Raw genomic sequence first — 13,859 nt, forward strand, 5'->3', positions numbered from 1 at the left:
GCGTCTGGAGAGTTGGAATGAATATCCATTGGGCGTGCCTGCCATGAGCGGCACTGTCTGGTTTGTGGGCGCCGGTCCGGGTGACCCGGATCTGATCACGGTCAAGGGCCGCGACCTGGTCGCGCGCGCCGGTGCCATCCTCTATGCGGGTTCGCTGGTGAGTGCTGCGGCCTTGCGCTGGGCCGCGCCCGACTGCGTGGTGGCCGACAGCAAGGACATGACGCTGGAGCAGATGTCGGACTGGTTGATTGCGCATGCCAGCCGCTGCGACACCGTGGTGCGTCTGCAGACCGGCGACCCCGGCTTGTATGGCGCCTTGATTGAGCTGGTGCAGCCGCTGGACGCCGCGGGTGTGCCGGTGCAGGTGGTGCCCGGTGTGTCATCGGCGATGGCGTCTGCTGCCGCAGCGGTGGAGAGCCTGACGCTGCCGGAGGTCACCCAGACCATGATCTTCACCCGCGTGGAAGGCCGCACGCCCATGCCCGATGGTGAGTCGCTGGAAGAGCTGGCGGCGCACCACTGCACGCTCTGCATATTTTTGAGCATCACCCTCATGGGCAAGGTCACTGCATCGCTGCGTGCGGCGGGCTGGTCGGAAGACGCACCCATCGTCGTGGTGCACAAGGCCAGCTGGCCAGGTGAAGAACAAATCGTGCGCGGCACGCTGGCCACCATCCAGGCCCTGTGCCGCGAGGCCAAGATCGTCAGCCAGTCCATGATCATTGCAAGCCCCACGCTGGGCGCGCGCCACTGGACCACGCTGGCCAAGTCCAAGCTGTACGACGCCAGCTTCACGCACCGCTTTCGCCGCGCCAGTGTGCCCAGCGCAGCACTGGCCGCAGACCCTCACGCATCTTCCATGAAGGAACTCCCATGAACACAGAAACCATACTCTTGGTGGGCCACGGCTCGCGCGAACCCTCTGGCAACGAAGAGATCGAGGCCTTTGCCGAACAGTGGCGCGCGCGCAAGCCGGGCTGGCGCATCGAGGTCTGCTTCATCGAGTTCTCAGAGATCACCTTGAGCGAGGGGCTGCGCCGCGCGGCGCAGGGTGCCACGCGCGTGTTTGTGGTGCCGCTCATCCTCAACGCGGCGGGCCATGTGAAGATGGATATTCCGCAGGCCATAGACGGTGCGCGGCTCAAGTTTCCGGGTGTGCATTTTTCTTACGCGCCGCACCTGAGCGCATGTGACCCGATCCTGCAGATACTGCGCCGCCGTCTCAAGGACGCCATGCAGACGCTGGACATGCCCGACCCCACCAGCACCGGTGTGGTGGTGCTGGGCCGCGGCTCGTCGGATAGGCAAGCCAATGGCGACATGGCCAAGATGGCGCGCTGGCTGATGGAAGAGACGGACCACGAGCTGGTGGACCTGGCCTTTACCGGCATCACCTATCCCCGCCTGGAAAAGGTGGTGCAGCGCCAGAGCCTCTTGGGCATGAAGCAGGTCGTGGTGATTCCCTACTATCTGTTCAACGGCACGCTGGTGGAACGCATTACCAGGCAGGTGGAAAACCTGAGGGCGCAGTACCCCACGCTGCGGCTGATCTCCACAAAATATTTTGGTTTTGAGCGCGAGGTATTTGAACTGCTGGAAGAGCGCGTGCAGGCACTGCGACAGGGCGCGCCCATCCAGCTCATGCCTTGCGATGGCTGCAAGTACCGCAGCTTTGCCGAGGAGCACGGCATGGGCGGCCACCACCACGACGACACGTTGCCGCACGACCATGCACATGATCACGCCCACCCGCATGCCCACGGACACGCTGCGACCGGAGCCCACGCATGAGCGGGACCAACACCAACGTGGTGACCGAGCAGCTCACCGCTGCAGGCCGCGCCATCGAGCACGACTCCTTTGCGGTGATCGACCGCGAGGTGCAATCGCACAACTACAGGCCCGAGCAGTGGCCGGTGGTGCGCCGCATGATCCACGCCAACGCCGACTTTGACTTCAACGGATTGACCGAGTTCCACCCGGTTGCGGTGGGAGCTGCGATCAAGGCCATTCGTTCGCGCACCACGCGGGTGGTGGCCGATGTGGAGATGATTTGCGTGGGTCTGTCGGCGCCGCGGCTGCAGCACTTTGGCATCACTACACACCACTTCATCAGCGACCCGGATGTGATCGACGCGGCTGCCCTGGAGGGCACCACGCGCGCCGTGCAGGCCATGCGCAAGGCCCACCGGCAAGGGCTGCTGGACGGCGCCATCGTGGGTATTGGCAATGCGCCCACGGCCTTGATTGAAGTCGTGCGGCTCATTGAAGAAGAGGACGCCAACCCGGCGTTGGTAGTGGGCATGCCGGTGGGCTTTGTGTCCGCTGCAGAGTCCAAGGCCCTGATGGCCCTGAAGATCGATGTGCCGTGGATCGTCATCCGGGGCCGCAAGGGCGGCTCCACGCTGGTGGTGGCGGCCATCCACGCACTGCTGGGCTTGGCCGAGGCACAGGAACTGGGTGCATGATGAACAAAGACGCGCCACGCGGCACGCGCACCGGATTCACCACCGGTGCCTGCTCTGCTGCGGCTGCGCGCGCGGCGGTGCTCGGCCTGGTGACAGGCGAAGTGCCAGCCACCGTGGACTGCCTGCTGCCCAATGGGGACGTGGTTGCCTTTGCCGTGCAGGATGGCCGCGTGGATGCGAGCGCCGGCGTGGCCCACGCCATGGTCATCAAGGACGCGGGCGACGACCCCGACTGCACCGACAAAGCCCACCTGACGGCGGACGTGCGCCTGCTGCCGCACAAGGCGGGGCAAGTGGTGCTCACGGGCGGCTTCGGGGTGGGGCGGGTCACCATGCCGGGCCTGGGGTTGGAGGTGGGCGGGCCCGCCATCAACCCGGTGCCACGCCGCAACATCGAAGCCAATGTGCGTGCCGCAGGCCACAGCCTGCTGGACGAAGTAGGGCTGGAGGTCTGCATCTCGGTGCCGCAGGGCGTGGAGATGGCCAAGAAGACGTTGAACGCGCGCCTGGGCATTCTGGATGGCATTTCCATTCTGGGCACCACCGGCATCGTCAAGCCGTACTCCACCGCCGCCTACCGCGCCAGTGTGGTCCAGGGTGTGCAGGTGGCGGGCACGCTGGGCCATGGCGTGGTGGTGCTGACCACCGGCGGGCGTACCGAAAAATTCGTGATGGAAGAGTTGCCCTCTCTGCCGCAGGCCGCGTTTGTGCAGATGGGCGACTTTCTGCGCTACGCCCTGGGTGCAGCTGTCAAGGCCGGCATTGAGAAAGTGGTGATAGGCGGCATGGTGGGCAAGCTCACCAAGATCGCGCAGGGCGAGACCATCACCCACGCCGGCCGCGCCGAAGTGGACACCGGTCTGCTGGCCGAACTGGCCGCTGGCGTGGGCGCGCCACCCGATGTGTGCGAGGCCATTCGCGGCAACGAGACCGCACGTTACGCCGGTGAGCGCATGGATGCGCTGGGCCTGGGCGCGGCGTTTCATACCGCGCTGGCGCAGCGCGTCATACAGACGCTGCGCGCGCGCTACCCCGATCAATTTGAACTGCAAGTGCTGGTCTGCGACTTTGAAGGTCGCAAGATAGCGGAGGCTTCGTGAACACCGACAACGTATTGGAAAAATGCCGCATCCTGGGCGTGCTGGACGATGGCGCGGCCAGCCTGGGCGCCCAGGCGCGCCAGCACCTCTGGTGCGCCGATCTGGTGATAGGCGCTGAGCGCACGCTCAAGCTGCTCGCCAAGGAGATTGCACCGCATGCCGAGCAGCGCGACCTCACAGGCGCGCTCAGCCAGGTGCCCGAATGGATACGCGCCGCGCAGGCTGACGGCCGGCGTGTGGCGGTGCTGGCCACCGGCGACCCGCTGTGCCATGGCATTGCGGCTTACCTGGCTTCGCGCCTGTGCATTGAAGCCATCGAAGTGCTGCCCAACGTCTCTACCCTGCAACTGGCGTGTGCGCGCCTCGGTCTGCCCTGGCAGGAGATGCGGTTTGCCTCAGTGCACAGCAAGGACGCGGGCGAGTGGCAAGCGGGCGCAGCGCCTGACCACGGCCTCTATGCCTTGCTGCGCGACATTCGCCAGCACGACCGGCTGGCGGTGTTGACCAGCCCTTTCAACACGCCGGACCGCATTGCCCGCATGCTGGTGACTGAACAGTTGGACGGTGAATGGGAGATGGCCGTGGCCGAGCGCCTGTGCCAGCCCGAGGAGCGCGTGGTCAGCGGCGTGACCATCGCTGCGGCGGCGCAGTTGCAGTTTGCCGACCCGAATGTGGTGCTGCTGTGGCGCACGCGCCAGCGCGCGCCGCAGGTGCTGTTTGGCCTGCCGGACGCCAGCTTTGAGCAGCGCCACCCGGAGAAGGGCCTGATCACCAAGAACGAGGTGCGCGCCGTGTCGCTGGCGCGCATGCAGCTGCGTGCCGACAGCGTGGTGTGGGACATAGGCGCAGGCTCCGGCAGCGTGGGCCTGGAGGCGGCGCGCCTGTGCCGTAACGGCCATGTGTATGCCATCGAAAAAAACGAGGACGACGCGGCCATCGTGCAACGCAACCGGCTCGCCATGGGCATCAGCAACCACAGCCTGGTGCACGGCAAGGCGCCGCAAGGCTTGCAGGACTGGGCCGACCCCGACGCAGTCTTTGTGGGCGGCTCCGGTGGCGAGCTGGCTGAGCTGATTGCGTTGATCCTCAATCGCCTCAAACCACAAGGCTGGCTGGTGATGAACTTTGTGACGCTGGAAAACCTGGCTGCTGCGGTGGAGGCCCTGAAGGCCAACGGCGCCACCTGGGACGTGCTGCAACTGCAGGCCGCGCGCAGCAAACCGATTCTGCACATGCACCGCATGGCAGCCGAAAACCCGGTGTGGATTGTCTGCGCCCAGGCAGGAGAGCGCGCATGAGCACACACCACAAGGGCAAGCTGTACGGCGTCTCGCTGGGCCCGGGTGACCCGGACTTGATCACCCGCCGCGCCTGGGCGCTGCTGCAGCAGCCGGACACCATCTGGACCTACCCGGTGCGCAGCCTGCGCAAGGAGAGCTATGCGCTGGACATCGCCCTGCGTGCGGGCCTGACGCCACCGGCACAGCACCAGTCGCTGCTGTTCCCCATGACGCATGACGCAGAGAAACTGGCACGCCATTGGCTCAAGGCCGCCGAGACGGTGCGTGACCTGTTGGCTGGCGGGCAGGATGTGTTGTTTCTGGTGGAAGGCGACGCCTCCACCTATGCCAGCTTTTGCTACCTGGCCCGCGTGCTGCGCGAGCTGGACGCCGATGCACGCGTCAGCATCGTGCCGGGTGTGACCTCGTTCAACGCGGCCTGTGCGCAACTGCAGATGCCGCTCTCGGAGCAGGACGACACCATTGCCATCGTGCCGGCGGCCTATGGCATTGAGGCCGTGGAAAAAATGCTGGACGACTTCGACACCCTGGTGCTGATGAAGGTCAAGCCGCTGCTGGATGACCTGATCGACCTGCTGCAGCGCCGGGGCCTGCTGGCGCACAGCCGCTTCATCGAAAAGGCCGGTTCACCCGTGGAGCGCATCGTCACCAACGTGGCCGAGCTCAAGGGCACCAAGGTGAACTACCTCTCGCTGTTGCTGGTCAAGAACCCCGACCGCCCACGCGGCGAGCTGCTGCGCGGCTGCCGCAAAAAATCCACCGCCGACTCGGAAGAGGAAACACAGGAATGACGACCCCCGTAACGCTGCATGCGGCCCACGACGCGGACACACCGGTGCGCGTGGTGCTGGTGGCCATCACCAAGCACGGTGCACAGCAAACCGCCGAACTGGCGCGCCAGATGCCCGCCGCCAGTGTGTGCGTGGCCGAAAAATTTGCACCCCTGATGGAAGGGCTGCAGAACCCGGTGCGCGCCTACAGCGGTGCGTTCCGTGACGAGATGCAAGCGCTGTTCGCAGACTTTGACCAGATTGTTTTCTTTGTATCGCTGGGCGCGGTGGTGAGGCTGATCGCGCCGCACCTCCAGAGCAAGGACGAAGACCCCGGCGTGCTGGTGGTGGACGATGCCGCGCAGTTCGTCATCCCGGTGCTTTCCGGCCATGTGGGCGGCGCCAATGCCATGGCCGAGACGGTGGCTGCCATGTTGGGTGCCACGCCGGTGCTGACCACCGCGTCCGATGTGGGCAAGACCATTCCCGTGGACATTCTGGGGCGCGAGCTGGGCTGGAAGGTGGAGGCGCCCAAGATCAACATCACGCGCGTGTCGGCCCATGTGGTCAATGGCGAGCCGGTGGCCGTGGTGCAGGAGACCGGCAGCCACCACTGGTGGACCCGTTCGACAGCATTGCCAGCCAACATCCACACCTTCACCCGTTTCGACGAGGTGGACCTGCAGTATTTCAAGGCGGTGCTGTGGATCACCGATGCGGAGATTCCCGTGGCGCGCTGGGTGGAGCTGCATGAGCGGCTGGTGGTCTACCGTCCTCCTCTAGGGCAAGCGGCATGAGTCTTCGGCGCGAACCTGCAGCAACAGTGTCACTCGGCATAGGGTGCGACCGCGGAACCTCTGTGTTGACGCTGGAGCAGGCCTTGCATGGCGCATTGATGCAAGCCGGGTTGCAGCTGTCGCAGGTCGTCGCCGTGTCCAGCATAGATCTGAAGGCCGACGAGCCTGGCCTGTTTGGTTGTGCCGCCTTGTACGGCTGGAACGTGCACTTCTATGCCGCACAGGAGCTGGCCGCGGTGCAAGTGCCCAACCCGTCCGAGACAGTGCGCAAGCACACCGGCACATCGTCCGTCAGCGAGGCTGCCGCACTACTTGGGGCCGCCAGGTATCTGGGGCGAACTCAGGCCTTGGACAGGTCGGCCTTGCTGGTTGAGAAATTCAAACACCGTGGCGCAGATGGGCGCAACGCCACGGTTTCCGTAGCCATGTGCGACCCGATGTATGCAACCCTTCAGGAGTAACCATGACCTCTTCCGCAACTTCCCCTCTCTCCATCGGCCACAGCACCAGTGCCATCCGCAGCCTGATGCTGCAACTGGCAGCAGGCGCACTGCTGGGCATGGTGGTGCTCTATGGCGTGGCCTTCGCCGAGAGTCCGTTTGCGCACAACGCTGCGCACGACGTGCGCCACATCACCGTCAAACCCTGCCATTGATTCCCACACCCGCTGGAGAACCCCATGATTTTTCATCGCTTGATTTGGGCGGCACTGGGCACGGCCCTGCTGGTCGGCTCGGTGCAGACCGGCGTGCAGCACTGGCAGGCAGCACCGCTGATCCTGGCAGCGGAAGCGTTCGAGGAGCAAAAGGCAGATGCGCCGCAGGTTCACGACGCGGTCGAAGCGCCTGCCCATGCCAGCATGGCAACGGCGCACGAGCACGAGCATGAACACGATGCCGCAGCGTGGGAGCCGCAAAACGGCGCCGAGCGCACCACCTGGACCTGGGTTGCCAACGTGTTGCACGCATTCAGCATGGCATTGCTGATGTTTGTGGTCATGGGCATCTGGAACCTCAAGCGCGGCGCGGCCCTGGGCTCGCGTGCGCTGGCCGGACTGGTGGCCGCAGCGGGGTGGCTTAGTTTTCATCTCTGGCCCACGCTGGGCTTGCCGGCCGAGGTGCCCGGCATGCAGGCCGCACCGCTGCATACGCGCCAACTCTGGTGGCTGTTGGCGGTGGGCAGCGCCTGCATGGCGTGCGCCATTGCCGGATTTGCCCGCGCGCGCTGGCGCTGGGCCGTGGCAGCCGTGCTACTCGCAGTGCCGTTTGTTGTGGGAGCGCCGCAATTGCAGGGTGATGCCCTGGCCGGCTATGACGCCACGGCGCATGCGGCGCTGGCGCAACTGGCAGACCAGTTCGTGTGGGCGACGACCTGGGTGTCGCTGTCGTTCTGGGTCAGCATGGGGCTGGTCGCCGCCCCGGCGTTCCAGCGCTGGCTGCGGCCTGTGCTGGCTGACATCTCAGGCGGCCAATCGACGCGCCTTACCGGGGAAATGGGAGCCTCACAATGAGCGAGACGCAGGGCAAGATCATGCTGGTCGGCATTGGTCCGGGCAGCCATGACCACATGACCCACCGGGCCCGCGCCGCCATTGCCGAGGCTGACGTGGTGGTCGGCTACGTCACCTACATCAAGCTGGTGGCTGACTTGCTGGAAGGCAAGGAGGTGGTGCGCAAGGGTATGACCGAGGAGCTGGACCGTGCGGTGCACGCACTGGCCGCCGCCCGCACGGGTAAGAAGGTGGCGCTGATCTCCAGCGGCGATGCCGGCGTGTACGGTATGGCTGGGCCGACGTATGAAATGCTGTTTCAGGCGGGCTGGACTCCAGAGACGGACGTGGCAGTGGAAGTGGTGCCGGGGGCTTCTGCCATCAACGCCTGTGCAGCGCTGGTGGGTGCTCCGCTCACGCACGACTTCTGTTCCATCTCGCTGAGCGACCTGCTTACGCCCTGGCCGGTGATTGCGCGGCGGCTGAATGCGGTGGCTGCTGCGGACTTTGTGGTGGCGCTCTACAACCCCAAGAGCGGCAGGCGCACCCAGCAGATCGTGCAGGCGCAGGCGCTGTTTCTGCGCCACCGCAGGCCGGACACGCCGGTGGCCGTGGTCAAGTCGGCCTACCGGCGGCGCGAGCGCATCGAGTTCACCACGCTGGACAAAATGAGCGAATGCGACATTGGTATGCTGACCACCGTGCTGATCGGCAATAGCCACACCTTTGTGCAGCATGGATTGATGGTCACGCCGCGCGGCTATGCCAACAAATATGATCTGGACGATGGCGGCAGTACCCGCGTCGGTGAAAAGGCCGGGCGCTCGCTGTCCACAGGTCTGCTGGGCTGGATGGAGAATCTGCGCCTGGACTATTTGGAGGGCGCCAGCACGCTGAGTCTGGCAACCCGGCACGGTCTGCCGCAGGACTATATTGAATGGGTGCTGAGCACGCCGCAGGAAGTGGAAGAAGCACTGCCTGCCGAGCAAGAAGGAACGGAATGAGTGAGTTGCAGAAACCCAAGATCGCGGCGTACAAGCGCCATTTGCTGGTGTGCACCGGCCCGCGTTGCACCGAAGACGGCGCATCGCAGGCCCTGTTTGACAGCCTGGGCGACAAGTTCAAGGCAGCGGGCGTGCACGAAGGTGAGCTGCGCGTCAAACGCAGCCGCGTGAACTGCTTTGCTGCCTGCAAGGGGGGACCGGTGATGTGCGTGCAGCCCGATGGTACCTGGTACTACAACGTGACGGACGTCAATATGGACCGCATCGTCGAGGAGCATCTGGTGCATGGACGTGTGGTTCAGGACCTCGTGTTTCACCAAGGGCCACAAGCATGATCAGCGGATTGTCGGAACAGGCACCGGGCACGGTGTCACTGGTGGGCGCCGGACCGGGCGACCGTGAGCTGCTGACCCTGCGCGCCCTGCGGCGTTTGCAGATGGCCGAGGTGCTGGTCTATGACAACCTGGTGGGGCCCGGCATTGTGGAGCTGGCGCCTGCGGATTGCGAATGCATCTACGTGGGCAAGGCTGCGCGCAACCACACCCTGTCGCAGGAAGAAATCTGCCAGTTGCTGGTGGACAAGGCCAAGTGGGGCAAGCGGGTGGTGCGCCTCAAAGGCGGCGACCCGTTTGTCTTTGGCCGGGGCGGTGAGGAACTGGACGTGCTGGTGCAGAACGCCATCGAGGTGGAAATCGTGCCGGGCATTACTGCGGCCCTGGGGGCTGCGGCAGGATTTGGCTTTCCACTGACACACCGGGACCTGGCGCAGAGCTGCGTCTTCGTGACGGGACACCTCAAGGACCACAGCATCGACCTGAACTGGAAAGCGCTGGCGCAACCCAATCAGACCATCGTGATCTACATGGGCGTCACCGGACTGGAAGTGATAGCGCGCGAACTGCAGGCTGCGGGCCTGGATGCGCAGACACCCGCCGCACTGATCTACCGCGCCACCTGGCCGCAGCAGAAGATCTGGACCACCACCCTGAATGCGTTGCCGCAGACCGCGCTGACCCATGCCGTCAAGCCACCGACCTTGCTGGTCATTGGCAAGGTGGTAGGGCTGGCGCATAGGGCGGCCAGCTGACGGTCAAGACGCGTTGACGTCCAGCCAGGCAATGCGGCCTTGGCCGGCTTCATTCAATTGCGGCACCAGGGCATCAGCTGCCGTTGCAGCTAGGCTGAACGCAAACTCCACCTCACCACGGTGCTGCACGTTTAGCAGGGCGCCACCGGCTGCTTCGATCTCCCGGCGCAGCATGCCCTCCAGCGCATAGGGCACCGTACAGTGCAGCGTCTTGCTCTTGACGATGGGAACCTTGACGGCGTTCTTCAGCGCCTGCGCCACGCAATCGGTATAGGCCCGCACCAGACCACCCGCACCCAACTGGATGCCACCGTAGTAGCGCACCACGGTCGCCAGCACGCCCTCCAGGTCCTGGTGGCGAAGCACTTCCAGCATGGGTTTTCCTGCCGTGCCACTGGGCTCTCCATCATCCACCGCAGCCGAGTGTCCCCCCGCCATCAACGCCCAGCAGACGTGTGCCGCACCGGGATGCTGTGCCTTGAGGCTGGCAACGATGGCTTGCGCACTGGCGCGGTCCGGCACAGGCTGGACGCAGCCGATGAAGCGACTTTTCTTGATGAGCAGTTCGCTCTCGACGGTGGATGAAAGGGATTGAGGCATGGGTTGTAGGGTAAATCAGTCGCGGACCCTTGCGTGCCCGCCAGTGGCTCAGTGCATATGATCGTGGCATGTCCCGATCCGAACGTCTTCTAGCCCTGCTGCAGGTTCTGCGACGCCACCGGCGACCGGTGAGCGCACAGACCCTGGCCGCCGAAATGGGTGTCAGCATCCGCACACTGTATCGCGACATAGCCAGTCTTCAAGCGCAGGGCGCTGGCATCGAGGGGGCAGTAGGGGTTGGATACGTCATGAAGCCGGGCTTCATGCTCCCACCCTTGATGTTTGCCTCCGAAGAGCTTGACGCGTTGGTGCTTGGGATGCGCTGGGTCGCCGATCGCGGTGACCGAACACTGGTCAATGGGGCATTGAGCACCCTGGCCAAGATTGCAGCCGTACTGCCACCGGATCTGCGTCGGGAATTGCAGGAGTCAGCCTTGCTGGTTGGTGCGGGAAAAGAGATCCCGCTCCATGCAGTAGCCCCGGACCTCTTGCGCGCGGCCATCCGTCAACAAAGCAAACTTCAAATTGCCTACAGCGATGGGGCGGGAACAAATACGCAGCGCACCGTCTGGCCTTTTGCGCTTGTCTATTTCGACCAGGCGCGCGTGTTGATGTGCTGGTGTGAACTGCGCAACGGATTTCGCAACTTTCGCGCAGACCGGATCACCGAGGTTGCGCTGCTCGGCGTGCGTTATCCCAAAAGCAGGCAGGAGCTGCTGAAGGCGTGGCGTCGCTCGCAAACCATGAATGGGCAGACAATACTGCCAGAAATTGACAGTAGCTGAGACTAAGCTGCAAGGCTCTTTCACTCTGGAGCCAAACATGAAATTTGCATCTGTGCGTCTTGTCACCCATGCGTTCGAGCGCCTCGTAACGTTCTACCAAAACCTGTCTGGAATAGAACCCACGCGTCTTGCCGACGGGTTTGCCGAAATACGGTTTGAAAGGGTGGTACTGGCCATCTCCTCCGAGCACCTGATTCGAACCTTCAACGCCGGGGCTGCCATTGCGGCTTCCAATCGATCTGCAATCCTGGAGTTTCAGGTCGAGGACGTGGACGCCGTTTCTGACCGCATGGCCGGCGCCGGCGCGGAAATCGTCATGCCAACGACGCGTATGCCTTGGGGCAACCTGTCGCTGCTGCTACGTGATCCGGATGGCAGTCTGGTGAACGTCTTTTCGAAGCCAGCGCAATGAGATCGTGTCAGGAAGTACCCGTCTCGGCAATGCCAGCAGTTCGTTGACAGTGGCTTGACACCGATTGTGGCAATCCACATATCATTTTTTGAACTTGGTTTGCATAATCCGAAGGGACGTTGGCAGACACAATACAAAGATGACATGAACTTCAGCATTCAACCCGAGACAACCCGCCGTGCGATGCTACTTGGTGCGCTCACACTAAGTCCTTTGAGGGTACTTGCAGCCGAAAAGGTTGCCATCATGGTGGGTGGCTACGAAAAGCAGATTTACCTTCCGGCCAAACTGGCTGAGAGTTTGGGCTATTTCAAGTCTGAGGGAGTGGAAGTTGAACTGCTGAATGAACCTTCCGGTGTTGACGCCGAAGATGTGATGCTGGCAGGCTCGGTGCAAGGAGTCATAGGTTTTTATGACCACTGTATCGACCTTCAGACCAAAGGCAAGTTCGTCCAGTCAGTGGTGCAGTTTAGTCAGGCACCGGGTGAGGTACTGCTAGTGTCCAATAAGCACCCGGGCATCAAATCGGTGGCCCAGCTGCGTGGCAAGACCATAGGTGTGACGGGTCTTGGTTCCTCCACCACATTTTTGACCCAGTATCTGATGGGTAAGGCGGGCGTTCCTCTGGGGGAGTTCAGCACCTTGCCGGTGGGTGCGGCAGAAAGCTTCATCACCGCCATGCAGAACAACCAGATACAGGCTGGTATGACAACAGAACCCACCATCTCCAGGTTGTTGAAAACGGGCGAAGCTCGGGTGTTGGTTGATATGCGTGTAAACGAAAATACGAAGGCGGCGCTGGGCGGCACTTATCCCGCGGCTTCCTTGTATATGCCTACCGGGTGGGTGCAAAGGAATCGGGTCACGGTACAGAAGCTGGTCAATGCACTGGTAAAGACACTGAGGTTTATCCACAGCCACAGTGCCGCTGAAATCGCTGCACACCTGCCCAAGGACTTTTTTGTGGGTGACCGGGACGGCTATATACAGGCATTGGCAGACGGAAAAAGCATGTTTACGCTTGATGGCCGAATGTCTTCAGGGGGGCCGGAAACGGTGCTTGCCGTGTTGTCGGCATTCAACAAGAACGTCAAGGGCAAGTCGGTGGACTTATCCAAGACATTCACCAGTGAGTTCGTCAGCGCTGCCAAGTAGCGTGTGCCATCTAGTGCGTGTCCAGCAATGGCGCTGGGCGCCAGCGGGCCAACCGGTTCTCCAGTACCGTCATCAAGTATTCGGCAGCTAATGCCACCACCATGATGATGACGATTGCGGCATACATGCCGGACGCATCAAACGAACCCTTGGCCACGTTGATGAGCAGGCCGATGCCATAGCGTGAGCCGACAAATTCACCAACGATTGCGCCAACTATGGCAAATCCGAAGCTCACATGCAACGAGGCAAAGATCCAGCTCATCGCCGAGGGGATAACCACCGAGCGCGTCAGTTGCCAGCCCTTGGCACCCAAGATCTGGGCGTTGGCCAGCAAGTTGCGGTCCGATTCGCGCACTCCCTGGAAGGCGTTGGAGAACACCACAAAAAAGACCATCACAAAAGACAGCGCTACCTTGGAAGAAAGCCCCAATCCAAAGATCATGATGAAAATCGGGGCAAGAACCACCCGCGGCACTGAGTTGATGACCTTGATGTAGACCGAAAAAATATCCGAAAGCATGCGCTTACGTCCCAGCGCGATGCCAACCACAATGCCAGCAACAGAGCCGGTGAAAAAGCCCAGAAGCGATTCTTCCATCGTTACCCACAGGTGATACCAGAGTGGGCCTTCTGATGTGCCGACAGTGGCCCATTCGTAGAGCCGCTCCCAAATGGTGGAAGGTCGAGAGTAGAAGAACTCGTCAATCAACTTGCTGCGGGAAAGCCATTCCCAACTCGCCAGGAACACAATCAAAATGGCGAATCGCCAAAAGTAGACGGTCTGAGTGCGGCGGCGCATTTTCTTTGCGGCGGCCATTTCAATCTCGACGTCCGAAGTGCCAGCTTGCAAAGCAATGCCGACTGTCAGGGAGGTATCAGTCATGAGCG

Annotated in this window: 18 protein-coding genes; 16 read left to right on the top strand and 2 right to left on the bottom strand. The window is 62.8% G+C overall.

Annotated elements, in window-relative coordinates:
• Positions 1-43 precede the first annotated feature (43 nt).
• Genes cobM through cobA form a run of 13 tightly spaced genes read left to right on the top strand, consistent with a single transcriptional unit; the run spans position 44 to position 10,016 of the window.
• Positions 44-877 (top strand): precorrin-4 C(11)-methyltransferase, encoded by an 834-nt coding sequence (gene cobM / locus AC1RMF_RS18150; protein WP_493143312.1) that lies wholly within the window; start codon positions 44-46, stop codon positions 875-877.
• Positions 874-1,791: a sirohydrochlorin chelatase gene (locus AC1RMF_RS18155; RefSeq protein WP_493143314.1), complete on the top strand. Its 918-nt coding sequence runs from the start codon at positions 874-876 to the stop codon at positions 1,789-1,791. The genes cobM and AC1RMF_RS18155 overlap by 4 nt, the downstream gene beginning before the upstream one ends.
• The gene (locus AC1RMF_RS18160; protein ID WP_493143315.1) at positions 1,788-2,468 is read left to right on the top strand and encodes a precorrin-8X methylmutase; all 681 of its coding nucleotides are present in this window, start codon (positions 1,788-1,790) and stop codon (positions 2,466-2,468) included. Before AC1RMF_RS18155 ends, AC1RMF_RS18160 begins: the two co-directional genes overlap by 4 nt.
• Positions 2,465-3,568, top strand: coding sequence for a cobalt-precorrin-5B (C(1))-methyltransferase (locus AC1RMF_RS18165; protein ID WP_493143316.1), 1,104 nt, complete (start codon positions 2,465-2,467; stop codon positions 3,566-3,568). Before AC1RMF_RS18160 ends, AC1RMF_RS18165 begins: the two co-directional genes overlap by 4 nt.
• Positions 3,565-4,866 (top strand): precorrin-6y C5,15-methyltransferase (decarboxylating) subunit CbiE, encoded by a 1,302-nt coding sequence (gene cbiE, locus AC1RMF_RS18170; RefSeq protein ID WP_493143318.1) that lies wholly within the window; start codon positions 3,565-3,567, stop codon positions 4,864-4,866. The genes AC1RMF_RS18165 and cbiE overlap by 4 nt, the downstream gene beginning before the upstream one ends.
• The gene (cobI, locus tag AC1RMF_RS18175; protein WP_493143320.1) at positions 4,863-5,660 is read left to right on the top strand and encodes a precorrin-2 C(20)-methyltransferase; all 798 of its coding nucleotides are present in this window, start codon (positions 4,863-4,865) and stop codon (positions 5,658-5,660) included. Before cbiE ends, cobI begins: the two co-directional genes overlap by 4 nt.
• Positions 5,657-6,436: a cobalamin biosynthesis central domain-containing protein gene (locus tag AC1RMF_RS18180; RefSeq protein ID WP_493143321.1), complete on the top strand. Its 780-nt coding sequence runs from the start codon at positions 5,657-5,659 to the stop codon at positions 6,434-6,436. The genes cobI and AC1RMF_RS18180 overlap by 4 nt, the downstream gene beginning before the upstream one ends.
• Positions 6,433-6,897: a cobalamin biosynthesis protein gene (locus AC1RMF_RS18185; protein ID WP_493143323.1), complete on the top strand. Its 465-nt coding sequence runs from the start codon at positions 6,433-6,435 to the stop codon at positions 6,895-6,897. Before AC1RMF_RS18180 ends, AC1RMF_RS18185 begins: the two co-directional genes overlap by 4 nt.
• Before the next feature lie 2 nt (positions 6,898-6,899).
• Positions 6,900-7,091: a CbtB domain-containing protein gene (locus AC1RMF_RS18190; RefSeq protein ID WP_342618547.1), complete on the top strand. Its 192-nt coding sequence runs from the start codon at positions 6,900-6,902 to the stop codon at positions 7,089-7,091.
• A gap of 24 nt (positions 7,092-7,115) precedes the next feature.
• Entirely contained in the window at positions 7,116-7,946 is an 831-nt protein-coding gene (locus AC1RMF_RS18195; RefSeq protein WP_493143325.1) for a CbtA family protein, read from the top strand.
• On the top strand, positions 7,943-8,929 hold the full coding sequence (gene cobJ, locus AC1RMF_RS18200) for a precorrin-3B C(17)-methyltransferase (RefSeq protein WP_493143327.1): 987 nt from the start codon (positions 7,943-7,945) through the stop codon (positions 8,927-8,929). The genes AC1RMF_RS18195 and cobJ overlap by 4 nt, the downstream gene beginning before the upstream one ends.
• Positions 8,926-9,264: a (2Fe-2S) ferredoxin domain-containing protein gene (locus AC1RMF_RS18205; RefSeq protein WP_342618544.1), complete on the top strand. Its 339-nt coding sequence runs from the start codon at positions 8,926-8,928 to the stop codon at positions 9,262-9,264. The genes cobJ and AC1RMF_RS18205 overlap by 4 nt, the downstream gene beginning before the upstream one ends.
• Positions 9,261-10,016, top strand: a complete 756-nt coding sequence (gene cobA / locus AC1RMF_RS18210; protein ID WP_493143329.1) for a uroporphyrinogen-III C-methyltransferase — start codon at positions 9,261-9,263, stop codon at positions 10,014-10,016. Before AC1RMF_RS18205 ends, cobA begins: the two co-directional genes overlap by 4 nt.
• A gap of 3 nt (positions 10,017-10,019) precedes the next feature.
• Here the strand turns inward: cobA and AC1RMF_RS18215 are convergent, their stop codons facing one another.
• On the bottom strand, positions 10,020-10,616 hold the full coding sequence (locus AC1RMF_RS18215; RefSeq protein WP_493143330.1) for an IMPACT family protein: 597 nt from the start codon (positions 10,614-10,616) through the stop codon (positions 10,020-10,022).
• 68 nt (positions 10,617-10,684) lie between these two features.
• On the opposite strand from AC1RMF_RS18215, the gene AC1RMF_RS18220 reads away from it, so the two are divergent.
• The 3 genes from AC1RMF_RS18220 (at position 10,685) to AC1RMF_RS18230 (ending at position 12,968) form a co-directional block, all read left to right on the top strand.
• On the top strand, positions 10,685-11,401 hold the full coding sequence (locus AC1RMF_RS18220) for a helix-turn-helix transcriptional regulator (protein ID WP_493143332.1): 717 nt from the start codon (positions 10,685-10,687) through the stop codon (positions 11,399-11,401).
• A gap of 37 nt (positions 11,402-11,438) precedes the next feature.
• A complete protein-coding gene (locus AC1RMF_RS18225; RefSeq protein WP_493143334.1) occupies positions 11,439-11,813 on the top strand; it encodes a VOC family protein in 375 nt (124 codons plus the stop codon).
• A 144-nt stretch (positions 11,814-11,957) separates the two neighbouring features.
• A complete protein-coding gene (locus AC1RMF_RS18230; RefSeq protein WP_493143336.1) occupies positions 11,958-12,968 on the top strand; it encodes an ABC transporter substrate-binding protein in 1,011 nt (336 codons plus the stop codon).
• Positions 12,969-12,978: 10 nt separating this feature from the next.
• Here the strand turns inward: AC1RMF_RS18230 and AC1RMF_RS18235 are convergent, their stop codons facing one another.
• Positions 12,979-13,854 carry an ABC transporter permease gene (locus AC1RMF_RS18235; protein WP_493143338.1) on the bottom strand — a complete coding sequence of 292 codons (876 nt, stop codon included), beginning with the start codon at positions 13,852-13,854 and terminating at the stop codon, positions 12,979-12,981.
• Positions 13,855-13,859 lie beyond the last annotated feature (5 nt).

It is taken from the genome of Rhodoferax sp. GW822-FHT04A08 (assembly GCF_058801025.1).